Source organism: Crateriforma spongiae (genome assembly GCF_012290005.1).
Classification (GTDB): Bacteria; Planctomycetota; Planctomycetia; order Pirellulales; family Pirellulaceae; genus Crateriforma; species Crateriforma spongiae.
This window is the reverse complement of record NZ_JAAXMS010000010.1, coordinates 56,772-83,701: the sequence shown is the minus strand read 5'-3', so window position 1 is coordinate 83,701 and position 26,930 is coordinate 56,772. Positions and strand designations below refer to the sequence as shown.

The window sequence follows — 26,930 nt, the reverse complement described above, 5'->3', positions numbered from 1 at the left end:
TGGCAGCGCGGAACGGGCATTTTTGGGTGGCTAGTTTTTCGGGCGTTCTGATCGAGCGTCGATCAGGCGTTCAGACATCAAGCCAAGAGGCATGAAATGAAACGTGCGGAAGTTCTTGAAAAGGCATCGCAAAAAACTGGCGTGAAAGTGTTACGCGGCAACTTGGAGCACGCGATCAAACGCGGTTACGTCGACCGGCCGAAACGCACCCGAACGGGGTCATTCTTCTACGAGGCCAAGCACCTTCGGCAGTTGGTCGGCTACATCAAAAATCACTCTTTCGTGGGCGCCGCTGACGCGGAGGGCACCGCGTCGTGAACGGTCGCGTCTTTCTGGAGTCTGTCGACCGCGACGAACTGGTCGCGGAACTGACGGCGGCGGTGGTCGAGCAACTGCGACCGCTGATCGAGTCGGCGGATACCCCGCGGCTGGTCCCGGCTGAATCGATGGCCGCACTGATCGGCGTCTCGCCAGCGACCCTGGCCCGATTGGTTCGCGACGGCAAAGTTCCGTCGAAGCAAGTCGGCCGGCGGCGGCTGTTCGACCCGGACGCGGTGATTGCCGCGTTGCCCGGCGAATAACGAACAACGGCCAACGCAATGGCCGGCCGTTGTCGCGATTTAAGTTTTCCCGCGTTGCTTTGCCATGTCAAAACAAGCGACGCGATACCCAAGCAATTACTGAGCAATGAATAACGTACCTGATTCTAAGCCAGACGGGAAACGTCCTGTCAGATGGATATCGCCGACGCAATGGCCGAAGCTTTATTCCCACTCGCCCTTCTATGATCCCGAGACGCGGCGGAGTTTTCTGTCAGCGGTGCGTCGTTTTTGCCGGCCTGACGGCGGGCAAAGGCTGATACGTGTCATCCACCACGGGGTAGAAGACACCGGCACCGCGATCGCAGTCACGGTGTGCGAAGAACTGCTTGAAAACCCGCCCAAGAAGATGACCGTGGATGAGTGGATCGCAGCGGTCGATCAGTGGGCGACAGAGCACAATTGGACGTCCAATGCGCCATTGCCCCTACCGTGGGAAGATGATGACACGGTTGAAGCCTGGAGCCTTTGCAGCCATCTGAGGCACAAAGCGTTTTACATTCTTTGCGGGGAGACGGTCGAATGATCCGCGAAGAATACCCCGTGATTCATCTTGTCGGTTCGATGCCGATGCGAGCGGAGGCCCACGGTCTGATGGGCTTTGGTGCGTCCGGTGGCATTCCCGCCGACGAAGAAGAAATCCGGCTGGCCGTGGAGTGGCTGACCAGACGTTGCAAGCCGATCAAGACGCCACGACACAATAGCTACGTCGTGAAGCACTGTTGCGAACGGTGGGCGGGTCGGTACGTCAGCAATGGGGCGATGATCATTGCCGCCGAGCGATGCGGGTTTCGTCAGCGTCGACTGCGAAACGGCGTCAACACGGAAATCGGTATCGACACCCGCCGGCTGATCCGGCTTCCCGAAAGCGACCCGAATTACCAAAGGTCGCTGGACTTTGCCGGTATCGGGCTAAGCGATGCACCGGAGGGTGATCGATGACCAGTCGCCAACAACTTGCCGAGACGGCTGCGTGGCTCGACGCGTTATATGGGCGGTGCGATGAGGCCGACGGCCACATCGTGATCGCCAGTCGCCACAAGAACGACCAGCGGTCCTGGTGGGCGGCCAAGTCGGTCATGCCGATCGGATCGTCGCGACGGCTGGTCGATGCGGCACGCCAGATGGCTTTGCTGTCGCTCCATTCACCGGGGCTGTACGTCAAAATCAATCCGATGGACGGCCACGCGATGAAGGCCCGCGCCATACGCGACCAGAAGCACGCGATCGTGGGAAATCTGGATGAAGTCCGAACGGTCGTTTCGTTCCACCTGGACGTGGACGCGACAAAGGATGATCGGTATTTGCCGAGGGACGAAGCGTTGCGTTGTCTCGATGCGATGCCGCACCCGCCGACGCTGATCGTCAACAGCGACGGAGCCGACGGCGGGTTCCATGCCTATTGGCTTTTAGAGCATCCGCACCGGATCACCGACGCGGATGATCGGGTGCGGATCGCCGGCGCGGCAAAGCGATGGCAGAACCGACTGAAGGAATTGACCGGCGGCCACCTCGACACCACCGCCAACTTGGATCGCGTTTTGCGCGTGGTCGGCCAGCCGCGGCAGAACGGGCGTCTGGTCACGACGCACAGCTACCACGCGGATCGTTTGTACTCGCTGGCCGACCTGACGATTCAGCCGTCGGTGAAGGAAATCCGTGACGAAGCGGCCGAATCAGCACGCCGGCGATTGGTCGACATTCTGGGCCCCGCGAAGAACACCGGTCGGCCTGTCTCGGACTACATCGACGCGGCAAGCATCACCCCGCAAACGCTGCTGGCGGATGCCGGATACGTCGACCTGGGCGGTGATGAATGGTTGCGACCCGGAAGTTCCAGCGGATCCCGATCACTGATGATCGCGACGAAGAACGACCGGCCCGGGATCAACGTTTTCAGTGGCAGCGATCCCCATTTTTCATGCGATGACGGCGGCCAAGTCGGCAAGTTCTACAGCGTCGATCAGATGTTTGTCTCGCTGCGGTTTGGCGGCGACTGGAAGACCGCGGCGGCCTGGTGCCACCGGAAAAACGGACTGAACAAATTCACCAACTTGGAGGCCGCCGGATGACCCAGACGGCAGAACGAAACGGACAAGAGGCCGAACGAATTTTCGGTCAAAGCGATCGGCCAGAGACGCCCCAAGAACTGTTGCAACGGGAGTTCAACGACGCACGGGGCGCCATGATCGCCGCCGAAGCACGGATCAAAGCGGCGCGAGAGCAAGCGTCGATGCGTGGGATCGAGTTGGACACCGGGGAGCGAGAGCTTTTCGAGCCGATCACCGCGGCCGAACTGGACGCCGGCGATTTTACGATGACCTATCTGGTCGACGGCGTTTTCGTGGAGCGGCAACCGCTGATCATCGCCGGCCAGTTCAAAACGCTAAAAACCAGCGTCATGTTTGATCTGGCAATTTCGCTTGCGACGGCGACCAGCTTTCTTGGTCGGTTTGCGACACAGCGTCGTCGGGTCTTGGTCCTGACCGCCGAGTCCGGTTTGGCGACGGTGCAAGAGACCTGCCGGCGGATTTGCAAACAGAAGGAACGCCGGCTTGCCGACGTGAACGGATTGTCGTTTTGTGATCGGGTGCCGTCGCTGGCTAACCCTGATCACGTCCAGGAATTGCGGAACGTTATCGCTGACGTCGGGGCCGAAGTCCTAATCGCCGATCCCGCCTACCTGATGATCGATGGCGACAACGCGGGAAACCTGTTTTCGATGGGCGATCAACTGCGGGTGTTCGCTGATCTGGCCAGTGAATCAGGGGCGACCCCGGTACTGTTGCACCACGCGAAGAAAAACAACCTGAACGCCACCGACTACCAACCGCTGGAACTGGCAGACTTGGCGTGGGCCGGGTTCGCTGAGTTCGCCCGCCAGTGGTTGCTATTGTCGCGTCGGGAACGATACGTCGAAGGATCGGGCCAGCACCGGTTGTGGCTGAGCGCCGGCGGTTCTGCTGGCCACAACGGCTGTTGGGGCATCGACGTGAACGAAGGCCACCCCAGCGACGACAACGGCCGACGGTGGGGCGTGAATGTCACAAACGCCGAAGAATCGAGGGAGGCCGCCGCGCGTGAGGCGGAAGAACGAAAAGAGCAAGCGGCGGTTGATCGCGAGCAAAAGAAAATCGAACGCAACCGCGAAAAGGTGATCGCGGCGTTTCGTGGTGTTCGACCACCCCGACTGACGAAAAGCAAAATCAGCGATCGGGCGGGCGTCAGCCGGGACGGGGTGTCGCGGGTGATCGCCTACATGCTGCGGGCCGGTGAACTGATCGACGGCGTGGATGTCGAGGATTCGAGGGGGAGAAAGCACGCCGGTTTCGAGTTGAAAATTCAACCAGATTGATCCCCAAAAAACGAACCCGGACAACCCGGACAAACTACCCGGACTGTCCGGGTGTCCGGCATCCGGGATGATGATGGCGGACAAACCCCTATAGGGGTTGTCCGTCCGCCATCATCATCATCACCGAATCCGCGCCATGATCAGGCCGGATGGATTTGTCCGGGTTCGCAGCAATGAATTGACAACGCCGACGAACTACCGGCCAACGATCAATTCATCCGTCCCAACATCCGCGGATCGTCCGCCGGATGAATCAACAATCACACACCGCCGGCTTGCGATCACACCACGAGCCGGCGCACACTTCCCACGGACGCGGCTAGCCCGACGGGGCGAACGGTCGGAATCACCGCCGGCCTGCCGTGGTCTTTTCTTCGGTGACGCGAAAGGTGATCGCGACTGATGGTCAGGGTTTCCAAAACACGGGTGAAGGATCGGGCCAGTACGTGGAAACTCCGCTGGTCCGCGGATCGCCGGCGACACAGCATCACTTGGACGGCCGACGAAGCGGGGACGGATCTTGCCGTCTCGCATATTGAACACCTGATCGAATGCGGGACCGGTGAGCTGCCCCACGTCTCCACGCGGGAATGGTTGGCCGGATTGCCCGACCACCAACACGCTAAGTTGGTTGGCATCGGCGGCACCGAACCGCGAAAGGTCGAAACGAAAACGACGCTGGCGGATCTTTACGCAGCGTTTTTGAAATCGCGAACATCGGCCAAGCAATCGACCAAGGCCACCTACCGCCAAGCGTGGCGTGTCCTGTCGATGCACTTCGGAGAGGATCGACCAGTCGATTCGATCAAGAAGACCGACGCCGCGGTGTTCCGCGAGTGGCTGGCGACCAAGGGCAATCTGCGAGAGGGGCAACGCAAGCGAGAACCGGGCGACCCGCCCCCACGCACGGACCTGGATCGAAACACGGTAAACCGGCGAATCGGGATCTGTCGCCAGTTTTTCAACTTCGCGAAGGACGCCGGGATGGTTGACGCCAACCCGTTCAAAGGGATGGCCGCCACCGTCCACGCCAACCCTGAACGGTTTCACTATGTCGACGGGCGAAAGTTCTACCGTGTGATCGCATTTTGCCCCGATGCGACGATGCGGGGCGTGGTCGCACTGAACCGATTGATCGGTCTGCGGGTCCCCAGCGAAATCCGAACGCTGACCTGGGCGGACGTGAACCTAAGTGAAGACGATCCCCACCTGCGAATCACTGCGCCGAAGACTAGGCACCACCGAAATCGGGGTTTGCGAAAAGCACCGATCTTTCCGTCGCTTCGTCCGTTCCTTGAAGACTTGCAAGAGATCGCCAAACCGGGAATCGAAACGGCACTGACCGAACCGGTGTTTCCTAGATTCGCCGAAGCCGGGGAAGCGGCGATCCGATCAGCCGTCAACAAGATTCTCAAACGAGCCAAGATCGAGCCATGGCCCAACCTGTTCAACAACTGCCGCAAGTCGTGCGTCAACGATCTGCTGAACGCCGGCAACAGCGTGGTCGATGTCGCTGACTGGATGGGAAATTCGGCTGCCGTGATTTGGGAGTTCTACGCGATGGCAATGGCAGAGAATCGACGACGGGCAGCTACAGCGACGGGAGGACCTGTTCGCGAACAGAACGGCTGGCCGGTTGTGGACCAGCCTGTGGACCAGAATCAGGAAGATTCACCAGAAGTCCCAAGCAATCAGCCCCGCGAAAAACAGGGCGAAACATCGTCTTTTGCCGATTCAGGTTGCCACTCGCTTGGCAACCAGTGGGCGATGAGGGACTCGAACCCCCGACATTCTCGGTGTAAACGAGACGCTCTAGCCAACTGAGCTAATCGCCCGATTGTTGTGGGATGCAACCGAAGTTGCGAACGATCGATTTGGAGGCACGGCCGGGAAAGCTCGGCTAAACGAAGGGCCGATACTTTTCAATCGTTCGTCAATGGTGGGTGTCGCGGTGTGCGGGCGCAACTGGAAATCGCACCTTGGCGAGCCAATTCAGTGGGCCAACTCAGCGGGCCAGCATGCGGGTACGGCGACTGCGACGCTCGGCACGAAGGCGGGCGCGGCGTTTGGTTTCACTCGGCTTTTCGTAGTATTCGCGGCGGCGCATTTCTTTCTTGATGCCGCTTCGTTCGACCAATTTTCGGAAACGACGAACGGCTTCTTGAATCGTTTCGCGATCACGAACTACTAACTTGACCATTTTTTCTCCGTTAAAGCTGAGTGATATGCCATTGGGGTTGCCGCACCTCCTGTGATTGGAGATTCGTTTGGACGGACCTGTTACCGGGGATCGGCACGGGACCGGGAAGCCCCAAAGTGTAACGCGGTCTAACCCCCAGTGACAATCCGTATCGAGCCGGCCTTTTGGACATTTTGCCGACACGCACGACCCAACGAATAGGATTTCGCCAACCCGCATAGTTCGCCAAGACTCCCGGACAGGAATGACCGGACCGACAGTCAGTATCGGTTCAACCGGACGCCGATGGCAGTCACGGGGCGGCAACGCTGGCAACTTGCCGGCGTCGCCCCCAGCACTTGCCCGCTTCGACGCTGCCGCCGAGTCCAACCAGTATGTCGGTTTCTGACTGTTCAAACGTTGATGTCACCGGTTCCGCCCCCGCCACCGCTGCCGCGGTCGCTGTGCCGGCGGCGCCGAAGACCGGACGCCCGGCATCCGAAGACGCCGACCCGAACGGTCCGGGCCAGTTGCTGGCCGAGCTGGAAGCCCGCCAGGACCAGGCATTGGCCGAACTGGAAGCCTTGGAGAAACGGCTGATCGACGTCATGCGACGATTCGGTGCGACCCCGATCGAGGATGAGGAGGCGGCCAGAAAGTCAAAGACGGCCGCGCCGCCCGTGGTGATCGACGATCAAACGGCCGGATCCAGCGAATCGACCGAGTCAGGGGCTGAGCCGACAGTTGCCGAGCCGGCAGTTGCTGAGTCGCCGGCCAAGGCCGCCTAGGATTTCCATCCCTCCGCCCGGTTGTTCGGCGGCCGGCAGATTCACCTCCATTCAACGCACACCCGTTGACGTGGGGCAGTCGATTTCTGAACCGGCCGGGTGTCCGCGGACGTGTGTTTGGGCGTCGATGTCGGAAAAATCCTGTCGCTCGGATGGTCTTTTGTCGCACACCGGGCAATCCCCGCGGCGCCTGGGCTGATCCGGGCGGGTCCCCCCTTGGGCAAACGTCCGATTTCCCTTTTTATTTCCAGTCGAAACCGCGCCCCGCAGCATCGCTCGCGGCGCCGCCGGATCGTCACCGTCCCCCTTTCGACCAACCGGAAGAAGAACAGAAAGCCATGAGTGATTTTCGAACCGAACGTGATTCGATGGGCGAAGTCCGCGTTCCCGCCGACGCCTTTTACGGTGCCCAGACCCAGCGTGCCGTCGAGAACTTTCCCATCAGCGGTTGGCGTTTGCCGCCGGCGATGATCCAGGCGATGGGGTGGGTGAAATACGCCTGTGGCGTCGCCAATCGTGATCTTGGCAAGCTGACCGGGACCGGAAAGAACCCGCTGACCGACGACCAGGTCGACGCGATGTTGAAGGCGGCCGAAGAAGTGGCCGGCGGTGGGCTGCCCGATCAGTTCCCGGTCGACGTGTTCCAGACCGGCAGCGGCACCAGCAGCAACATGAACGTCAACGAGGTGATCAGCAATCGAGCGATCGAGATTGCCGGCGGTGATCGGCTGCAAGCGGAAAAGCCGATTCACCCCAATGATCACGTCAACATGGGGCAAAGTACCAATGACACGTTCCCGACGGCGATTCACGTCGCGACCGGGTACCAGATTCACAGTGTGCTGATCCCGGCGCTGCGAAAGATGGCCGATGACTTGAAGGCCAAAGCCCAGCAATGGGACAAGATCATCAAGATCGGTCGGACGCACTTGATGGACGCCACGCCGCTTCGTTTGGGGCAGGAATTCGGTGGTTTCGCACGCCAGTTGGAACTGTCGGTCCGCCGCGCCGAACAGGCCCGCGACGCCGTGTTGGAATTACCGGTCGGCGGCACCGCGGTCGGCAGCGGGATCAACACCCATCCGGAATTCGGCGGACGCGTGGCCAAAGTCTTGGCGGAAAAGACCGGCGTTCCGTTTGTGGAAGCGGAAAACCACTTCGAAGCGAACGCCCAACGTGATGCCTTGGTCCAAGCCCACGGCAATTTAAAGTGCATCGCTCAGACTCTGTTTAACGTTGCCAACAACATTCGTTGGTTGGGCAGCGGGCCGCGTTGTGGCTTCTATGAAGTCGCCTTGCCGTCACGCCAACCGGGCAGCAGCATCATGCCCGGCAAGGTCAATCCGGTGATGTGTGAATCGATGATGCAGTTGTGTGCCCGCGTCATGGGCAATGACACCTGCATGACGGTCTCCGGTGCATCCGGTGGCAACTTCCAGTTGAACATCATGATGCCCGTGCTGGCGCACACCGTCCTGGAATCGATCCAGTTGCTGACCGGCGGAACGGACGCGTTTGTCGAATTCTGCTTGAACGGAATGGAGGCAAACGAGGAACAGTGTGAAAAAGCCGTTGAACAGAGTCTGTCGATGTGCACGTCGCTGAATCCGTTGATCGGTTACGACAAGGCCGCCAAGTTGGCCAAGCAAGCGTTCGCCGAAGGTCGCACGATTCGCGAACTGTGTCAGGCCGAAGGCATCTTGCCGGAAACGGAGCTGACCGAGGCGCTTGATCCTTGGAAGATGACCGAACCGCAGGCCTGACCGAACGGGCCTGAGTTTGACCCCGCCCGGCGTGCCGCTTGTCGAAGACGCCGCCGGGCATCCGCACCACTGCATCCATTGATCGACGAGCCGATTCGATGAACGTTCTCGTTTTGACCGGTGCCGGGATTTCCGCGGAATCGGGTATTCCGACGTTTCGTGGTGCCGACGGTTTGTGGGAAGGCCATCGGGTCGAACAAGTGGCGTCGCCGGAGGGCTTTGATGCCGATCCCGTGTTGGTGCATCGGTTCTACAACTTGCGGCGACGCAAACTACAGGACCCGTTGATCCAGCCCAACGCGGCGCATGTTGCGCTTGCGGACTTCGAACGTGGCCATGATTCGGGTGATTTTTTGTTGGTGACCCAGAACATCGACAACCTGCACCAACGGGCCGGCAGCAAGCGGGTGTTGCCGATGCACGGCGAACTGATGAAGGTCCGATGCATCGACACCGGTGAACTGTTCGACTGGACGGAAGACCTTTCGCTTGAAACCCCGCACCCGGCTGACCCGGAAAATGCGAAACTGCGTGGGCGATTGCGTCCACACGTCGTGTGGTTTGGTGAGATGCCGTTGGGATTGGAAGCGATCGAAAGAGCGGCCCGGAAAGCCGATGTGTTTCTGGCGATCGGCACGTCGGGACTGGTCTATCCCGCTGCGGGCATCGTCAGCCAAACGCCGGTTGATTGCCGCCGAATCGAGATCAATTTGGATGACACGCCGGCCAGCGGTGCGTTTGATGAAACGATCCGCGGACGGGCTTCGGAGGAAGTCCCGCGGGTGCTGGCGTCTTTGTAGTCGCAGTCGGTCGTCTGTCCTGATCCGGCCGAACCGCGTCGGCCGTGCGTACAGATGCGGCTGATCAGACAGATGCGCCTGGTCAGACTCGGGTGCGGACCACGCCGACGGCGATGCCCAGGATCTTGGCTTCGCGGACGAAGATCGGGTCCATGTTGTCATTGGCCGGTTGCAACCGGATCCGGTCACCCTCGGGATACCAATACTTCAACGTCGCTTCGCCGTCGGGTGTCTGTGCGACGACCATCTGGCCGGGCTGAGCGTTTTCTTGACGCTGGATGACCACGTAGTCGCCATCGGCGATGTGAGCGTTGACCATGCTGTCGCCGCTGACCTGCAACATGAATCGATCGTTGCTGAACAGCAATTGCCCCACATCGACCCGCTCGTTCTGCTCAAATGCAAGGGTCGTCGGGCCGGCCGCGACGACGCCGACCATCGGCAACGCGTGGCCGCTGCGGTCCGCCGGCGAAGTCAGTTCGATAGCACGGGACTTGTTGGGACTGCGAGTGATCAGACCTTTGCGTTCAAGAGCACGCAGGTGGCACATCACCCCGTTGGGGCTTTTGATGCCGAAGTGTTCACCGATTTCTCGGACCGTCGGGCCGTAGCCCCGCTCGATGATCAGTCCGCGAATCATGTCGTAGACGTTCTGCTGACGCTCGGTCAACTGTGCCGTGGTCGTCACTCGGATACCTCCTAAACCTTTGCGAGAATGGCGTCGCCAACGAATCGCCGACCGTGGATGGGGCGCAAATGACCGTTGAGATCATTTTGATAATGCACATATTAGCATTACTTGCACAGGCGTCCATACCAATTGCCCGTGACGGCTGATTGGCGAAGTCTGGTCAACCGTCTACCTGATTGTTTGTATGATATCGATCTTACGACGGTCGATGGGGGTGATCACCCCAAAATGATGGCAAATGTTTGGTGAAGAAAAGGAAAACCATGGCTTCCCCTGCGTTGACCGGGCCGTCGGAATCGACCCCACCGTGGCTGCGAAAAATCGACGATTGGTGTCTGCGGATCGGCGACTGGATCAATCCGATCCTGGTCAAGGAGACACGCCAGGCCCTGAAAAGTCGGCAGTTTCTGGTGACGTTTTCGCTGCTGCTGATTGCCGCACTTGGCTGGACGATCGTCGGCAGCATGATGCGAATGCCCCAGATTTACACCACGCCGACCGCGTCTTTCATGCTGGTCGGTTACTACGTGGTGCTGGCCGTCCCGATGCTGTTGGTCGTTCCGCTGGCGGCGTATCGAAGTTTGGAGGCGGAGCTGGACGACGGCACGTTGGAACTGTTGTCGATATCGACGCTAAGCCCCTGGCAAATCGTGCTGGGCAAATTGGCCAGCGGCACGATGCAGATGACCCTGTATTTTGTCGCGTTGTTGCCCTGCTTTGCATTCGCGTACACGTTGCGTGGGATTGATCTGCCAACGCTATTGCTGGTGATGGCGTTTTTGTTTTTGTGTGGTCTGTTGCTGACCACTGCGGCGTTGACGTTTGCCCCGCAGTCGCGATCGCGTAATGCCCGCGTGGTCACGCTGTTGTTGGTCTTGTCGATGTTATTGCTGGGCGAATACGTCATCGGTGCCGCCTGCATCACAATGATCTGGTTCGGCATTCCGTTTCCGACCACGTTGATTGTGTTCGCGGTCGTGTCGGCTTTGCTGATGTCGTTTGCGATCGGCAACCTGTTGGTGACCACGACGGCAATGATGCTGACGCCGGAAAGTGAGAACCGGTCGACGCGTTTGCGATTGTCGTTGTTGTTGTTGACCGTGATCGCGATCGGGCTGAACGTTTTTGGTGTCCAGGTGTTTGCCGAAGAAGGGCTGGTGATTGCGTTTCCGACCGCGATTTTCTTGACGATCCTGTGGCTGGTCAGCGGTGCGATGATGGCCGCGGAATCACCGGCGATGACGCCACGGATTCGGCGTGAGTTGCCGGAAACGTTTGCCGGTCGCGCGTTGGGCACATTCTTGACGCCGGGGCCCGCGGCTGGGTTGATCTTCGGTGCGGTCGGTCTGGTCAGTGTGTTGGTGGTTGCATCGGAAGTCCTGCGGCTGTACCGCAATCAACCCAACAGTACGATGCCGTCCGGTTTCTTTGACCAGGCAACCAGTTTTGTGACCATGTTTGGTGCTTATGCGGTGATCTTTTTTGTCGCCACGCGCTGGCTGGTCGCTTTTGTGCGTCGGTTTCATCATGTCCGGGTCGAATTCGGCATCGCCGCTTTTATCGTGGTGGCGGTATTTGCCGCGGTCATTCCCTATTCGATCGGTCTGTATTTGGCCGACGGACGTGATTTCCGATACAGCACTTGGCAAATATCCAATTGGGCTTGGACGTTGTCGTTGGACGTGAACCAAGTGCCGGTGTGGGTGCCATTCCTGTTGACCGGGACGGCCGTGATAGGGCTGTTGTCCAGCCTGCTGATCTCGTCAACGATCACGCTGCCGCGAAAAACGCTGGTGCCCAAACGCGTGATCGATGAACAGCAGCGGACATCTAGAAAGTCGGTTTCCGAAAGCTAAGACTTCGCCGAATCGTTGGATCAGTCGGTGACCGGTTCGTTGTTCCGGTCGCCGGAGTCCCAGCGTGGTTGGCGGCCCAGCAGTTTGCGGACAAAGAAATCAGCCTGCCGGCGTGCCGCGTACGGATGCCCGGCCGCACCGTGACCAACGCCGGGCATGACCAACAGTTCAAAGTCCTTGTCGGCACGGACCAACGCATCGACCACCTGCATCGTGCTGATCGGATCCACGTTGCGATCAAGTTCACCGACGATCAGCATCAGATCGCCTTGTAATTGATGTGCACAAGTGACGTTGGATTGTTCCTTGTAGTGGGGCCCGATCGGCCAACCCATCCATTGTTCGTTCCACCAGATCTTGTCCACGCGATTGTCGTGGCAACCACAGTCGGCGACGGCTGCGTGATAGAAATCGCCGTGGGCCAAGAGCGCGCGAAGTGCGCTTTGTCCGCCGGCCGAACCACCCCAGATGCCTACGCGGCGGAGGTCCATTTCGGGGCGTGTTTCCGCGGCCGCTTTCATCCAAGCGATGCGATCGGGAAACCCACTGTCGCCCAGGTTCTTCCAACACACGTCGTGAAAGGCTTTGCTGCGGTGATTGGTGCCCATGCCATCGATTTGGACGACGATGAATCCCAGTTCCGCCATTCTGTACAACCGCGAATGCGTGCCGAACGACTTGGGGACAAATGAACCGTGGGGGCCGGCATAGATGTATTCCAACACTGGGTATTTCCGTCGCGGATCAAAGCCGGTTGGACGGACAATGATTCCATGGATGTCGGTTTGGCCGTCGCGACCTTTGGCGACAAACCGTTCCGGGACACGCCATCCGGTTTCCAACAGCGCGCGAATGTCGGCCGTTTCCAGTTCACAGATGCTTTTGCCCGTTTCCGCGTCACGCAGCACCGATCGATTCGGCAGGTCCACACGGCTGTATTGGTCAATCAGATAGCGTCCGTTCGGGCTGAATTCCCAGCGATGATTGCCGTTGCCCCCGGTGAGAACGGTTGCATTATTGCCGTCGAAGTCGACCGCCAACAAATGAACGTGATAGGGATCTTCACCCGGATGGATACCGCTGACTTTTAACCAAATTCGGCGTTTCTCCGCATCGACCTTGTCCACGCCGCGAACCACAAATTGGCCGTCCAGGCCCAGGCACCCGTGTGTGATGTTGGACATCTTGCCGGACTGTTGATCGACCAGATACAGATGATTCCAGCCGCTGCGTTCGCTCATCCAAATCGCTTCATCGCTTTTGGCCAGACGACGCAGATATTTCTTGCTGGAATAGCAGATGAACGTTTCACTGGTCTCATCGATCAGCGTTGACGTCGACCCGTCGTCCGCATTCACCCGGACCAGACGCAAAACCTGATGCCCGCGTTGGTTGTACAGGAAGCTGAAGCCCGACGAATCGGGATCCCACTGGAAATCGGACAACTGGTAAGGATTTGGAAACAGCGTGTTGTCGATCTCGAAACGCCGTGAACCATCGGCGGAAAACAAGACCAACGTGCGAACGTCTAGGTCGTCACCCGGTTTGGCGTAATCAAGGGTGATCAGTTTGCCGTGATGGCTGTCGTCCGGTGACGAATCGATCAGATGGATTTTACGTCGTGTTCCCGGTCGCGTTTTCATCACGACGAAGTGATTCGAATCGGGCGACCAGTGAATTCGCCCACCATATTCGTTTTGCCGCGACCCGTCGGCGGTGGACCACTTTTTGGCTTGGTCGTCTCGATGGGTCAGGTGAACGTTGTGGTCGTCGATACGAATTTCCCACGCTTCGTCGGGCGATTTCTGCCGACGTGATTCGTCGCGTCGGCGCCCGGGTTGGGCGGCCGCGGGGCGTGGGGTGTCCGCATCGATCACGGCGATGCCCGGTGTCGTATCGGCAACAAAACAGGCGACCGCTTTGCCGTCCGCGTCCCGCAAGACCCACGCGTGGCCGTCGTAGGTGGACCACTGTCGTGACGCGCCGGCTTTGACATCACCGTAGTACCGCTCCGTGCCGTCGCCGCTGCGGTAATGGACCTTCAAGTCCTGGTTCGTGCGGTTGTCAAATTCGATGCTGGTGGGCGAACCACGGTAATGGCTGGACGCGATGGTTCGACGTGGTTTCAGCCCAAAAATCGAATCGATGTCCACGTCGTCGGCATCGCTGGCAATGGCATCACGAAGCTGGTCGCGGTCATAGTCGGACGACTTTTTCCCGGTCGCGGCGTTGACCACCACAAACCGTTCGCCATGGTCGCGGGTTCGCACGCGGTACCAAAACAGATCGTCGTTGATCCAATGAGCCGAAACGTCGTTGCGAAAGACTTTGCCGGCGACGGTACGATCCAGCGTTTCCCAGCGCTGGTAGTCACTGCGGCTGCCCTGGCCGAAACTTGACCCCGCGTTGCCGATCCACGCGACAAGAACGCACAGCCAAATCACACGCCACCAATGTGTTGACGACAACCGCGATGCGGACGGTACGGAGCTTGGTTTGGCACGGTCGCGCATAGGGTTGGGTCTCGCGAAGACGTCATTCGTGGTCGATGGCGGCACCGGTTTCAGGATCGAACAACGTTTCGGTCACGCCGCGGGCACCGCTGGGCAGGCGGCCGGTCACGGTGACATCGGTGATCGGATAGCGGCCCGGAACGAAACGCTGGTTGCTTTTGGTGGCAAAGATGTTTTGCGGCACGACCAGCGTGTCGTCCTGCGACAGCGGTGCGTCTTGGTACAGGAAATACTGTCCGTTCAAATCGACCGTCAGGTTGGGGATATCGTGATCCGACTGGTTTTCGATCACAACCACTTCGGTCAAAAACGCACCGCCGCCGCCCACGGCGGGAACCGCGCGACGGTCCAGCTGGACGTTGACATCCAGCGTGTGCTGGGCCGCTCGGCCGAACAAAACGGCGTACAGGCTAAGCCCGCAAAGGGGCAACAGGCAGGTCATCAACAATGCAATCGACAGACCGCGACTGGACAGCCGTGGCGTCGGCGCTAGTTGGTCGGTGCGGACACCAGCGGGGGTGTCGGCATCGGATGATGAAACGTGGGATTCGCTGGTGCTCATGCCAAGGGCTCGTGGTGCACGCCGGCCGGGGGGCGACGGCAATGGGATCGCTGGGCGATCGGTGGTTCGTTTCAGCGGGGGCGCTGGCCGCGGGGTTGCGGCGGGTCAGGTCGACCATTGTTGACCCGAAACAATGCCGCCACAATTGCGGGCCTTTGTCGGTCGGCGAATCATCGCCACCGTTGGCCGCAAAAATTGTTTTGACGCGAACGATCGACGACACGGGAAATTCGTTTGGCTGGATCTGTCATCGGGGTGCGGGGATGCCGCGTTCACAACCTGAAAAATATCGATGTGGACATTCCGCACGGTGCGCTGGTGGCCGTGTGTGGGCTGTCGGGCAGCGGGAAAACGTCGCTGGCCCTGGATACTTTGTATGCCGAAGGCCAGCGATGTTACATCGAAAGTTTTTCCGCATACGCGCGGCAATATCTGGAACGTCTGGACAAGCCCGACTGTGACCAAATCACCGGCATCCCACCGGCTTTGGCCGTCACACGCAAGGGCACCACCAAGACGAACCGCAGCACCGTCGCCACCGCCACCGACATCGCCGATCACTTGCGGCTGTTGTTCGCCAAAGCCGCCGATCTGATTTGCCCGTCTTGTGGCAAACCGGTGGTGGCCGACGATCCGGAAACGGTAGCCGCGCAAATGCGGTCGCTGGGCGAATCGACTCGTTCGGTGATCGGGTTCCCCGTGCATTTGCCCAACCGCAAGGACGCATCGGAGATTCTGTTGGGTTTACAGCAGGAAGGTTATGTGCGGCTGATCATCGGAGGCCAGACGTTTCGGCTGTCCGATGAGGACCGGCGTCCGATGGCGGCGAAAGTGGGACGCGGCGGAACGGAAGCGATCGTCGTGGTCGACCGGGTTTCCGGTCGTGATGATCTCAGCCGGCTGACCGAATCGCTGGAAACCGCGATGACCGAAGGCTATGGAAAAGCCGTCGTGCTGGCCCAAACGCCGGATGATTTCGGCGCCGAACCTTGGTCCGCATCGGTGATGGAGGTGGACGGGCGTTCGTTTCAGCGGCGAGTGATCAGCCGGTCGCGACGCTGCGAATCCTGTGACATCGATTTTCCTGATCCCGTGCCACGGTTGTTCAATTTCAATCATCCGCTGGGGGCCTGCCCGACCTGCGAAGGCTTCGGCGATGTCGTCGACGTGGATATGGACTTGGTGGTCCCGGATCGTGACAAGTCGATCGCCGAAGGCGCGATCGCGCCGTGGAATACGCCGTCGTATCGTCATGAGTTGGATGAACTGTTGGCTTTGGCCGACGACTATGACATCCCGGTGGATGTTCCGTTCAAAAAGTTGAAGAAAAAGCATCTGAAGTGGATCATCGGCGGTGTGCCCGAGCGAGACTTCGGCGGGCTGGACGGATTCTTCGCTTGGCTGGATCGCAAGAAGTACAAAATGCACATCCGCATTTTTGCTTCACGCTATCGCAGCTATCGGACCTGTCCGGATTGTCACGGGAAACGGCTGCGCGACGAAGTGTTGGCTTATCGAATCGGTGACCGATCAATCGCCGATGTGATGGCCATGTCCGCATCGCATGTCGGTGATTTCTTGAACGCAATGCAATGGCAAGGATCCAAGCAAGACATTGCATCGGAGCCGGTGCACCAGATCACTCGCCGCTTGCAGTTCTTGGATTCGGTCGGACTGGGCTACTTGCAGTTGGACCGGACGCTGCGGACTTTATCGGGAGGCGAAACCCAGCGGGTGGCGTTGACCGGCGCGTTGGGCAGCGACCTGATCAACATGCTGTATGTTCTGGACGAACCGACCGCGGGGCTGCATCCGGCGGACGTCGACCGCTTGGTCGAATCCATCGTCCGGCTGCAGAATCGCGGCAACACTGTGGTCGTCGTTGAACACGATGAAACGCTGATACGTTTGGCCGATCGCGTGATCGAAATCGGCCCGGATGCGGGCGTTGGTGGTGGCGAAGTCGTCTTCGACGGGACTCCCAAACAGCTGCTGCGCAGCCGTCAATCGATCACCGCGGGCTATCTGCGTCGCGAATCAGGCAGGACGTTGACGCACCGCACACCGCGAAAGCCGACCGGCTGGATCCAAATCCGCGGGGCCGATGGACACAACTTGCAATCGATCGATGTCGACATTCCGCGTGGCGTGATGTGTTTGGTCACCGGTGTTTCAGGCAGCGGCAAGAGTTCGCTGGTGCACGATACGTTGTATCCGGCAGTATGCGCGGACTTGGGAACCCGAGCGGTCGATCGATCCGGTGATGTCTTGCCGCTGGGATCGATCGGGGGCTTGGTCGGGCTGAACGATTGTCTGTTGGTCGACCAGTCGCCGATCAGCCGCAGCGCCCGCAGTTGTCCGGTGACCTTTGTCAAAGCGTTTGATCCGATACGGAAGGTCTTTGCGGAAACTGTCCAAGCCAAAACGATGAACCTGACCCCCGGTCACTTCAGCTTCAACAGCAGCAAAGGCCAATGCCCACGCTGTGAAGGTGCGGGCGTTTTGGAAGTCGACATGCAGTTTCTGGCGGACGTCAGCATGCAGTGTCCCGAATGCCGTGGGACACGATTCCGCCCCGAAATTCTGCAGGCTCATTATCGTGATCGCAGCATCGCCGATGTGTTGGCAATGACGGTCAACCAGGCGTACCACTTTTTTCGCGGTCACGCCAAAGTCCAATCGCGTTTGAAACGCATGATCGACGTCGGGTTGGACTATGTCACGCTTGGCCAAGGGGCGACGACGCTTTCCAGTGGTGAAGGTCAGCGGTTGAAGCTGGCCGCGTTTCTGGCTAGTCAGACGAAACGCAAGACGTTGTTCATCATGGATGAACCGACCACCGGATTGCACTTCGCGGACATCGTCCGATTGGTCGATTGTTTTGACGCCTTGATCGCCGACGGGCATTCGATGATCGTCGTCGAACACCATCCGCTGATGATGCGAGCGGCCGACTATTTGATCGACTTGGGGCCGGGCGCGGCGGAAAACGGTGGCCAAGTGGTTGCCACCGGAACACCAGAACAAATCATCACCGACGGTCAGGGCGCGACGGCGGATTGTTTGCGTCGCTGGGCGGAGGACTAGCCTGCTTTAGGCACCGTCGCTTTCCGTCGTCCCGCAGATCAGGATCGAATCGGTCAGTGCAGACGTGGGAATTCCAGCGGCTTCATCGTGACGTCGATGTCTTCCAGTTTCAGTTCTTCCAGGTCGGGCTTGGGCGTATCTTCGACATCCGGGCTGTTCCCGCCGCTTGGCGGGGCATCGCCTTGCGATCCGTTGTCAACGTCGCCGGATGATCCATCGCCGCCGGATTCGGGTTCGGCAAAAGATTGTTGGCGACGTCGTTCCAGTTCGGCGGCCGACGGCGGGTCCGATTTGCTGGCCAGGCTGGCACCACGAACGCCCGCAGGATCGAACAGGCTGCCCACCCGCCCGCTGTCGCGTTGTGTGCGTTCCCAGATGCCGCCGTATGCCGAGTAGTCTTCCATTTCACAGGTCGAACACAGCCGGCATCCCGTCAGTGTGGTCGCGGCCACGGCAATCGCCAGCCACTTTGCACGGCGGACCGCACGTGAACAGGTCGCTGTGGTGATGCCGCGTGATGGGCCCTGTGCCGGTCGGGGACGACGGATGATCGTTAGGATCGGTCGATCTGGTCGGGTGAACATGGCGGTCGACGGAGGCGTTTGGGGGAGGTGCCGAATTCGGATGCGTGCTGCTCGGAACGGGCCGTCAACGCAGTGCATCGGCGGCTTGTCGGGTTTGATCGACCGCCGTGGTGCCGTCGCCTGAGTCAAACTGTGACGATTGCGTCGAATTTGAGGGATGAAGCGATCTTGAGGAAATTCCGGAAAATTTTGCAAAATCACTCAAGTCGATGTTTCGCCGATCCGGGGGGACTTGCGACAACGCGTTCGGCTTATCTTCTGTTCATGTCGCGAAAAAGGATTTTCGCCCATGCTGTTCGAAACGGTCTTCGGATCACTGTCGTTGGCAACCAATTTGTTGCTGGATTCCACGTTGATGGCTTCGGTGCTTAGCACGATGGCGATGCCTGTGATCGGGGTATCCACGCTGTTAAGTGCGAAATTGGCCAGCGGAGAGTCGTTGGTAAAGGCACAACGGCGGTTTTTCGCCTGCCTGTTGGTGATTACGATCGTCACCCTCCGAACGGTCATCGTTTGCGACGACGCATGGATTTTTCACATGAGCACGCTGGCGTTGATGATCGTGGGGGCCCTGATCATTCCGGACCATGACGCGTCGGTGGCCGTTTGATTTTCGGTCTTTGGTTGTTCTATCTGATCCGACGCGTTTTTCGGCGTCCGCTTCGGCGGCACGACCCACAGCCGTCGACTGATGACAAGATCTGAATCTGAACCCAACGGTTCGCAACACTCCGACGACCCCGCCGCGGCAAAAACGTCGATCGATCACGCATCGATGAATTGCACCGTGGAGGTTCGGCCATCGCCACCGGTGGTCGGATCGATCCGGCCGCCAGGCAGCAAAAGCTTGACCAACCGGGCGTTGATCTGTGCGGCGTTTGCGGTTGGCAAATCACCGGCGGTGTTGCATGGCGCATTGCGAAGCGAAGACACCGAGGTCATGGTCGCGGCACTTCGCCAAGTCGGTTGGGACATCGACGTTTCCGGCGACGGGACGGAGATCACCGTTGGTGGACGTCGTGGAGATCCCAACGCATCCACCAAAGTCGACGGGCCGGCCGAACTGTTCATCGCCAACAGCGGTACCACGATCCGCTTTTTAACCGCCGCGCTGTCGGCCGCCGGCGGCGACTATCGTCTGTCGGGGGTGCCGCGGATGCATCAGCGACCGATCGGCGATCTGACTGACGCCATCGCATCGGTCATCGACGGCCGCATCGTGACCGAATCCGATGGCGGGTGCCCGCCGGTTTGCATGGAAGGCCGCGGATGGAATGGCCACCAATTGAAAGTCCGTGGCAGCGTCAGTAGCCAGTACCTGAGTGGATTGATGATGGCCGGACCTATCGCCGCGTCCGGCCAGCCCACCGTTATCGAAGTGTCTGGCGAATTGGTATCGCGGCCCTACGTCGACATGACGGCCAAAGTGATGGCGGATTTCGGTGCCGTGGTGCATCTGAAGGATTCGCAAGCCGAATCGGGGGCTTCAACTTTGAAAGTCGTCATCGAACCGGTTGCCTATCAACCGGTCGAATATGACATCGAACCCGATGCGTCGGCCGCCAGTTATTTTTGGGCCGCGGCGGCAATCACGGGCGGCAAAGTCACGGTGCAAGGGTTGGCGTTGGATGCATTGCAGGGCGACGTCGGCTTGGTCGATGTTTTGGCCCAGATGGGCTGTGTCGTCGAAAAGTCGGACGGCCAAATGACGGTCCAGGGTGTCCCACCTGGCCAACGGTTGACGGGGATCGATGTCGACATGAACGCGATCAGCGACACCGTTCAAACGCTTGCCGTGGTCGCCTTGTTCGCGGACGGGCCGACCCGCGTGCGTGGGGTGGCGCATAACCGGTTCAAAGAAACCGATCGGATCGGCGATTTGGCGTGTGAACTTCGAAAGTTGGGCGCGACCGTCGATGAGCATGATGACGGCATGACGATTCACCCCTTGGATGAATCGCAGGTTCGCCGTAACCAGGACGCACCGCCGATCCGCTTGGCCACGTATCACGATCACCGGATGGCGATGAGTCTGGCTTTGGTTGGGCTGCGGATCTCCGGCGTCCAGATTGAGAACCCCGCCTGTACCGCCAAGACCTATCCGAATTACTTCGCCGACCTGGAAGCTTTGATCGGCCAGTCGCACGTTTGGCGGAACGATTCGGACGACTAGACGCTGGTCTTCAACGCGGCAGCGCACCGTGTTGCTTGAAACCGACCTAGCGAGTTCCAGTGATCGTGTAGTTCAGCACGCGATCGGAATCTTGTTCGATCGCGCGAAGCCACATCGTTTGGCCGACCAGTTCTTCGCCGTCTTCAAGTCCAAAGAAACGCTTCACGGTCTTGCCCGGTTGGACGCTCAAGATCAGACGTTTGTCCTGGCGTCCGTTTCGCGGAAACAGGATGAACTGATATGTACGCGTTCGCGGTCCGGAGTTGGTCAATTCCAACTGGACCAGCATTTCCGACCCGACCATCCGCGTTGTCGCCTGCAATTCCAGGCCTTCGGGACCGATGTGCATGTCACGGTACACGGTGATGGAACGCGGCGGCGTGGTTTGAAATTGGAACCGGATTGGGATCTCGTAATCGCCGACGGTGGTGTCGTTTTCCAAGATGACATTGAAAACTTCACGGGCGCCTTTGTGCGGCAAAATCTCCCAAGGTCGCAGCGGTGACTGTACCTGCCATGACGTCGGGCCGACCATGCGCAACGTACCCAACAAGCTGACATCGGTCGGGTTGGAATAGCTGACCACGATCGGCTGGCTGATTCCCAGTAGGCTGTCCAGTTGTGCGGGCTGCAACGCGACCGACATGCGGAAGGCGATCAGCGTGGGATCGATGTCGACCAAGAACGTCGGCGTCTTGCCAATGACAAATCGATGCACCGGATGTTCGCGGCCCGGCGATTCTTGCAGTCGATTGGACCGACCCCAGACGTCGATTTGTCGTGGTTGATCGCCCAGATACATCTCTTCCTGGGTCGGTTGGTCCGACCAGACCATCATCACGGCGCGGCCATTGCCGGCGAAGACCGCGTTTTGGGCACCGCTGCGCATTTCGATCGATCCGATGTACCGCAGATCGCCCAGCAAACGTGACGTCGTACGCCACGGCAACAGCAGTTCGCCCGGGCGCCCGTTGGGACGCAACAGTCCGCTATCGGTATCGGTTGGTCGGCTGACAAAGGAAGCTTCCACACGGTGATTTCGGATCGTCGCCATCCGCAATACCAGATCCAGAATGCGTGCGTCACGTGAATACTGGTCCTTGCGAATCGGGTCCATCAGCATCCATGTTCGCGGTCCCAGCTTGCGAGTCGATTCGTTTCGCGTGAGGACTTCGTGCAATTCATCGCTGGTCATCGGCAGATCCAACGTTCGACAATTGGCTTGCCAAGACGTTTCTTCTGGCGGCGGCAACGGTTCCAACCAAGGCCAGGACAACGCCAAATCCAGTGGCTGGCCGAACCCTTGCAAACCGCGTGAAATTTCCTGGACCGAATCACGCAGTCCGGGCCGACCCAGAAAGCTGTGGTCCCCGTCGGCACCCAATTGCCAGACCCGGCACTTCAGCGTCAACCGCGTCATCACCGGTTCCAGTTCCGATTGCCAAACCTTTTCATCACGGAACAACTGTGCGGCGACTTCGTCATCGGCACCGCGCAAGTCATACATCGACAGTCGGCTGCGCGGTGGGACGTCCAGCATGCCCACCGTTTGGATGCCGGCATCCTGCAGTCGGCGGAACAGTTGCGTCAAACGTTCCGCACCCTCGTGGTCATCAGGGCCAAGCCATGCCGGGATTTTGACTCGCGAAACACCCAACGCCTGGAGCCACTGGGTGATTGATTCGGGCGAAAAATCGGGGCGGTCTTCGGTTCGGGCGGAAAAGTTGTCGAGCGTCCATCCATAGGGGCCCCGGACCGGTCGATCGACCAAACGATCGATGACCGCGACCGTGGTTTCACTGGCCAAGCTGGTCCGGTGCCCGTCTTCCAGTGCGGCGGTGAAGCGATAAAACCCTGGTGGCGGCAGCGGTGGTGACCAGTCCACGCGGACGTCATCGCGGCTGGTCAGCCGCACCATCAAACGATCCGCTTCGGAAGATCCGTTGCCAGTGTCTGCACCGGAGATTCCGGCGGCAAAGGCGGCACCGGGGCGAATGGGCACCAACTTGGTTGCGATTTCGCGGTCGTACTGATCCAGCATCCGAAAACGAATCGAAAAGTTGTGGTGTCCCAAACCCATCACGCGAGCGGTGACGTCGATCGGCTGGTCCACCCAGTAGACGCCGCGTTCGCGATCCGTTTCCACTCGCAATTGTGGAAACTGTTCGATACGAATTTCGTCGAACCCGATTTCGCCACGAATGTCCTGCAATCCGTCGCCGGAGCCTTCGATGCGCAGGCGGACCAACATTTTGGATGCGGTTTGGGGCGGACGAATATGATCGATCTGGTACCGGGTCCAGGGCGTGGTCCCGGTGATCGGTGACATCGCATGGACGTCCACTTCTTGGTCGGTTTCATCCAAGAAAACCAATTCGGCGATCGCCCGATCGTGTTTCAGTCCGGTGGTTTTGGCCTGACAGCGGAACTGGTACTGATAGGCCCGATTCGTCGGCACCACGGTGGACCAGACTTCCGCCAAGCCGCCGTTCATCTGAAACCGCAAATAGTTGTCTTCGGCCAAATCGGGCAGCGTCGGCGGCAGGATCGGCAACACCGGATGGGTGGCGAACCGGTTGATCATGACGATCGGTTGCGGCGACGGCGGTTGGATCAAAGCGACCAAGGGCACGTTTTTGCGCACCCATTGCCAGACATCGATGTAAGCGTCTTGCCCCAGCAACCAAGCGTCGATGTTGCGAAGCAGAGTGGTCGTCGGATTGCCCGCCGATTCGATGCCGATTTCGATGTAGTTGGGGTATCCCCGGCCTTCGCGTCGTCCCCAACCGTCGGGCCAAAGGTCGTGGTCATTATCGTTGGTGCGTCCGAAATCCCAAACGTAGCCCTTCAGTCCCGCCGGGCCCTCGTGAACGTCGGGGCCACGCAGCGGCGCCGAAGCGCTGATTCGAACGGGCATCCGACTTTGTTTGCCGAACAGCAACTCGGTCAAACGATTTTGATACGCATCGTTTTCGCCACGCTTTTCAAACGACACTGCGGGGTCTTGGGCACCGGCGAATCCGCCGGTGGTCATGAACACCAGCCAAGCGACCAGGAAGGCGGCTTGGCACTGACGTGATCCCTGATGGTCGGACCGCCGGTGCGATCTTAGGATTGACGGTCGGCACCGATCCAATTTCGCCGCCCAGACGCTCAGCAAGAAATTCCAGACCTTCGGCGTCGTCGTCGACATCAACCGTCGCGACGTATCGCATCGGCGGTCATGGGACGTCCGAGCGGTCAAAGTTGGCTTTCAGCGTCTGGCGTGAAACGAATGTGGATGAAACAACGGTGGGCGGTCGACTGGTTGCCTCGCCGCGATTCTTGACGGAAACGACACGGCGACGTCACCGCAGCATGAAACTGAACAATCCGGAATCTTCTTTTTTCCGACCAAAACGATGGCAGAACTGAAACTGGCCGTCCGTCTGGACGCCATTCCGATCGATACCCGACGCCCCGGCGGGCTCAAGAAAGCATTGATCGCCGCGGCGGCATTGCGGGTCGATGCCGTGGAACTTTGTGCCCGACAGACGGTCCGGCCTTCGGAATTATCGGACACGGGCGTTCGGCAATTGCGGAAAATGCTGGATGATTTGAATTTGAGGGTCGCAGCGATCCGGTTTCAAACGCGGCGCGGATATGACAACCCGAGTGATTTAGAACGGCGCGTCGACGCGACAAAGCAGGCGTTGTCGTTCGCCTATCGCTTGGGGGCACCGGTGGTGGTCAACCAAATCGGGCGTGTTCAACCGATGCCACAAACCGATGGCGATGAAGAGACGCCGCAGCCGTTGTCGCCGGAGATGCAGCAGTTGCAATTGGTCCTGGATGACCTGGGACGCTATGGCGCACGCGTCGGCGCGGTCTTGGCCGCTGAAACGGGTTCAGAAAGCGGGCCTGATCTGGAAAGCATGCTGCGGTTGTCCGACCAAGCGTTCATTGCCGCCGCGCTGAACCCCGGCCAATTGATCATCAACCGATTTGATGTCGATGAAGCGATCGCGGCGCTGGGCAACCGGATTCACTTGGTTTGCGCCGTCGATGGCGTGCTGGATTTTGCCGCCGGCCGTGGACTGATGGTCCCCTTGGGTCAGGGGACTGCGGACTTTCCAAACTTGTTGGGGCGACTGGAAGACTTGCCCTATCGCGGCCCCTTTGTCGTGGGCCGCGGCGACATGCCGGACGAATCGGCAATGGCCGAAATTGCCGACGGGATCAGTTACCTCCGGTCGTTGTAGACGACCGGAGCCATCCAAATCACGGGCGGTCGGATCAAACGTCCGCCGGTGCGGGGACCTCAAATCCGTCGCGGTACTGTCGCGTCAGCAATTCGTTGGCCTGGTCGTTGTTCAGGAACTTTTCAGTTTCCGGATCGAACTTCAACAGCGGTCCCAGAGAAACCGGATACTTGTCCAGGTCAACGCCGTTGTCGGTCAAATGCTTCAAGGTGCGATTGGCCGTTTCGATATTGTCATCCAGACTCTTCACACTGGCCAGTTGTTGCTTCAGTTCGTCCGGTGAAACCTTGTTGTCTTCACCCAAGTAGTACGAAATGTTGCCCAGGTGGCTGACCGATGCCGACAGGTGGCCGGTGTTCGCGTCGGCGTGCAGCACCGAAGCGTCACGGGTTTGCACGGCGTCCAGAAAGTTCATGAAGTGATCGTCGTTCAGGTTGAACCCATCGCCATACTTCGACTGGTGACCGAACTTCTTGATCGAATTCATGTTCTTGTCGAACGCCTCGCAGCTGCCATAGCTGGTTTGGGCCAAGTATCCGTCGCTGCCGTAAAAGATCACGCCGATCTTGTTGCCCTTTTTAAACCCGAACAGCTTGTTGATTTCGTCGTCGTCGGAATTGTCCACTGACAGACCACGTGTTTCGAACACGATGCACTTGTCGCCGTAATCATAGATCGAAACTTCGGTGTTTCCGGTGTCGCCGGCATCGACATAGTTGGGGTCGTTACGTTCGGCTTGATAGCCCAGCCGACCGCCATAGGTCAGGATCGAATTGGGTTGGACGTTGACGCCCAAGCCCCAACGCGCGATGTCGGTTTGGTGCGGACCTTGGTTGCCCAAGTCGCCGTTGCCGTAGTGACGTTGCCAGTGCCAATCGTAATGGAAGCGTTGCCGAGTCAGTTTGGGATCCGTCAACGTGGCCGGACCGCTCCACAGATTAAAGTCGACTTGTTCGGGGATTTCATAGTCGCCCAATGCACCGATCGACTTGCGGCGTTTGTAACACAGGCCGCGTGCGAACTTGACTTCGCCGATGCCGCCCGACTTGATGAACTCGACCGCGTCCTGGCACGCGGTGCTGCTGCGGCATTGGGTGCCGGTTTGCAACATGCGGCCGTACTTCTTGGCGGCGGCCACCAGGGCGCTGCCTTCTTGAACGTTGTGGCTGATGGGTTTTTCCAGATAAACGTCTTTGCCGTTTTGCATCGCCAGAACGCCGATCAATGCGTGCCAGTGGTTCGGCGTCGCACAGCTGACGACTTTGACGTCATCCCGCTGGACTGCTTCACGGACATCGGAGATGACAACGGGACGTTTACCCTGTTCTCGTTCGACCTCGCTGGCACGTTTTTGTCCCACCGCTTCGTCGATGTCGACGATCACGTTGACGACCGTGCGAGGTTCTTTCATGAATGCGGCCAGGTGGCTGCCGCCACGTCCGTTGACACCGCAAACCGCGACACCGATGTCACCGCTGGGGCTGTCGGCCGATACCGACGAATGGACCATCAATGCGGCCGCCGATCCGGCAATGCCATGGAACTGGCGACGAGATAGACGTTGAGGCTTGGTTTTGGCGAGAGCTTTCCGGGTCACGGCGGTGTAATCCTGGCAGGAGGGATGTTGGGGAATCGAAAACCAAAGTTTCAGGTAGGGCGGCACGCATCGCGGCCGGGAACGCCCATTATGCACCACCGGCGGTCCGCTTTCATCTGCTGGGCAGTCGATCGATAGCGGC

The 26,930-nt window shown here is 59.3% G+C and carries 21 protein-coding genes and 1 tRNA gene; 14 read left to right on the top strand and 8 right to left on the bottom strand.

Annotation, left to right across the window (positions count from 1 at the left end; genetic code table 11):
- The first annotated feature begins 96 nt into the window (after window positions 1–96).
- The 6 genes from HFP54_RS22370 (at window position 97) to HFP54_RS22345 (ending at window position 3,954) form a co-directional block, all read left to right on the top strand.
- Window positions 97–318: a hypothetical protein gene (locus HFP54_RS22370; protein WP_168566854.1), complete on the top strand. Its 222-nt coding sequence runs from the start codon at window positions 97–99 to the stop codon at window positions 316–318.
- Window positions 315–581 (top strand): helix-turn-helix domain-containing protein, encoded by a 267-nt coding sequence (locus HFP54_RS22365; protein ID WP_235952203.1) that lies wholly within the window; start codon window positions 315–317, stop codon window positions 579–581. Before HFP54_RS22370 ends, HFP54_RS22365 begins: the two co-directional genes overlap by 4 nt.
- A gap of 106 nt (window positions 582–687) precedes the next feature.
- On the top strand, window positions 688–1,125 hold the full coding sequence (locus HFP54_RS22360) for a hypothetical protein (protein ID WP_168566853.1): 438 nt from the start codon (window positions 688–690) through the stop codon (window positions 1,123–1,125).
- On the top strand, window positions 1,122–1,541 hold the full coding sequence (locus HFP54_RS22355) for a hypothetical protein (RefSeq protein ID WP_168566852.1): 420 nt from the start codon (window positions 1,122–1,124) through the stop codon (window positions 1,539–1,541). Before HFP54_RS22360 ends, HFP54_RS22355 begins: the two co-directional genes overlap by 4 nt.
- The gene (locus HFP54_RS22350; protein WP_168566851.1) at window positions 1,538–2,671 is read left to right on the top strand and encodes a hypothetical protein; all 1,134 of its coding nucleotides are present in this window, start codon (window positions 1,538–1,540) and stop codon (window positions 2,669–2,671) included. The genes HFP54_RS22355 and HFP54_RS22350 overlap by 4 nt, the downstream gene beginning before the upstream one ends.
- The gene (locus tag HFP54_RS22345; RefSeq protein ID WP_168566850.1) at window positions 2,668–3,954 is read left to right on the top strand and encodes an AAA family ATPase; all 1,287 of its coding nucleotides are present in this window, start codon (window positions 2,668–2,670) and stop codon (window positions 3,952–3,954) included. The genes HFP54_RS22350 and HFP54_RS22345 overlap by 4 nt, the downstream gene beginning before the upstream one ends.
- A 1,761-nt stretch (window positions 3,955–5,715) precedes the next feature.
- Here the strand turns inward: HFP54_RS22345 and HFP54_RS22335 are convergent.
- A tRNA-Val gene (locus HFP54_RS22335) sits at window positions 5,716–5,789 on the bottom strand.
- Between the two features lie 170 nt (window positions 5,790–5,959).
- Window positions 5,960–6,154: a 30S ribosomal protein S21 gene (gene rpsU / locus HFP54_RS22330; protein ID WP_145299965.1), complete on the bottom strand. Its 195-nt coding sequence runs from the start codon at window positions 6,152–6,154 to the stop codon at window positions 5,960–5,962.
- A 374-nt stretch (window positions 6,155–6,528) separates the two neighbouring features.
- On the opposite strand from rpsU, the gene HFP54_RS22325 reads away from it, so the two are divergent.
- From HFP54_RS22325 to HFP54_RS22315, 3 genes are all read left to right on the top strand, one after another.
- Window positions 6,529–6,921: a hypothetical protein gene (locus HFP54_RS22325; protein WP_168566818.1), complete on the top strand. Its 393-nt coding sequence runs from the start codon at window positions 6,529–6,531 to the stop codon at window positions 6,919–6,921.
- A gap of 338 nt (window positions 6,922–7,259) precedes the next feature.
- Window positions 7,260–8,684 carry a class II fumarate hydratase gene (locus HFP54_RS22320; protein ID WP_168566849.1) on the top strand — a complete coding sequence of 475 codons (1,425 nt, stop codon included), beginning with the start codon at window positions 7,260–7,262 and terminating at the stop codon, window positions 8,682–8,684.
- 98 nt (window positions 8,685–8,782) lie between these two features.
- On the top strand, window positions 8,783–9,484 hold the full coding sequence (locus HFP54_RS22315; RefSeq protein ID WP_168566848.1) for an NAD-dependent deacylase: 702 nt from the start codon (window positions 8,783–8,785) through the stop codon (window positions 9,482–9,484).
- A gap of 82 nt (window positions 9,485–9,566) precedes the next feature.
- On the opposite strand, the gene lexA is transcribed toward HFP54_RS22315, so the two are convergent.
- On the bottom strand, window positions 9,567–10,172 hold the full coding sequence (lexA, locus tag HFP54_RS22310) for a transcriptional repressor LexA (RefSeq protein WP_231131160.1): 606 nt from the start codon (window positions 10,170–10,172) through the stop codon (window positions 9,567–9,569).
- Window positions 10,173–10,438: 266 nt separating this feature from the next.
- Between lexA and HFP54_RS22305 the strand changes: the two genes are divergently transcribed.
- Complete coding sequence (locus HFP54_RS22305; protein WP_168566847.1) at window positions 10,439–12,031, top strand: ABC transporter permease; 1,593 nt, start codon at window positions 10,439–10,441, stop codon at window positions 12,029–12,031.
- 20 nt (window positions 12,032–12,051) lie between these two features.
- Here the strand turns inward: HFP54_RS22305 and HFP54_RS22300 are convergent, their stop codons facing one another.
- Together HFP54_RS22300 and HFP54_RS22295 are read right to left on the bottom strand one after the other, a co-directional pair.
- On the bottom strand, window positions 12,052–14,544 hold the full coding sequence (locus tag HFP54_RS22300; protein ID WP_168566846.1) for a prolyl oligopeptidase family serine peptidase: 2,493 nt from the start codon (window positions 14,542–14,544) through the stop codon (window positions 12,052–12,054).
- Window positions 14,545–14,566: 22 nt separating this feature from the next.
- Window positions 14,567–15,106 (bottom strand): hypothetical protein, encoded by a 540-nt coding sequence (locus HFP54_RS22295; RefSeq protein ID WP_146412970.1) that lies wholly within the window; start codon window positions 15,104–15,106, stop codon window positions 14,567–14,569.
- A 255-nt stretch (window positions 15,107–15,361) separates the two neighbouring features.
- Here HFP54_RS22295 and uvrA point away from each other — a divergent pair, with 255 nt between their 5' ends.
- Window positions 15,362–18,193: an excinuclease ABC subunit UvrA gene (gene uvrA / locus HFP54_RS22290; protein WP_390658126.1), complete on the top strand. Its 2,832-nt coding sequence runs from the start codon at window positions 15,362–15,364 to the stop codon at window positions 18,191–18,193.
- 53 nt (window positions 18,194–18,246) lie between these two features.
- Here the strand turns inward: uvrA and HFP54_RS22285 are convergent, their stop codons facing one another.
- Window positions 18,247–18,777 carry a hypothetical protein gene (locus HFP54_RS22285; RefSeq protein ID WP_168566845.1) on the bottom strand — a complete coding sequence of 177 codons (531 nt, stop codon included), beginning with the start codon at window positions 18,775–18,777 and terminating at the stop codon, window positions 18,247–18,249.
- 289 nt (window positions 18,778–19,066) lie between these two features.
- On the opposite strand from HFP54_RS22285, the gene HFP54_RS22280 reads away from it, so the two are divergent.
- On the top strand, window positions 19,067–19,387 hold the full coding sequence (locus tag HFP54_RS22280) for a hypothetical protein (RefSeq protein ID WP_168566844.1): 321 nt from the start codon (window positions 19,067–19,069) through the stop codon (window positions 19,385–19,387).
- 165 nt (window positions 19,388–19,552) lie between these two features.
- Window positions 19,553–20,950 carry a 3-phosphoshikimate 1-carboxyvinyltransferase gene (gene aroA / locus HFP54_RS22275; protein ID WP_168566943.1) on the top strand — a complete coding sequence of 466 codons (1,398 nt, stop codon included), beginning with the start codon at window positions 19,553–19,555 and terminating at the stop codon, window positions 20,948–20,950.
- A gap of 46 nt (window positions 20,951–20,996) precedes the next feature.
- On the opposite strand, the gene HFP54_RS25840 is transcribed toward aroA, so the two are convergent.
- Window positions 20,997–24,143: a hypothetical protein gene (locus tag HFP54_RS25840; protein ID WP_235952199.1), complete on the bottom strand. Its 3,147-nt coding sequence runs from the start codon at window positions 24,141–24,143 to the stop codon at window positions 20,997–20,999.
- Between the two features lie 208 nt (window positions 24,144–24,351).
- Here HFP54_RS25840 and HFP54_RS22265 point away from each other — a divergent pair, with 208 nt between their 5' ends.
- Window positions 24,352–25,191, top strand: a complete 840-nt coding sequence (locus HFP54_RS22265; RefSeq protein ID WP_168566843.1) for a sugar phosphate isomerase/epimerase family protein — start codon at window positions 24,352–24,354, stop codon at window positions 25,189–25,191.
- Window positions 25,192–25,225: 34 nt separating this feature from the next.
- Here the strand turns inward: HFP54_RS22265 and HFP54_RS22260 are convergent, their stop codons facing one another.
- Window positions 25,226–26,701, bottom strand: coding sequence for a Gfo/Idh/MocA family protein (locus tag HFP54_RS22260; protein WP_168566942.1), 1,476 nt, complete (start codon window positions 26,699–26,701; stop codon window positions 25,226–25,228).
- Window positions 26,702–26,930 lie beyond the last annotated feature (229 nt).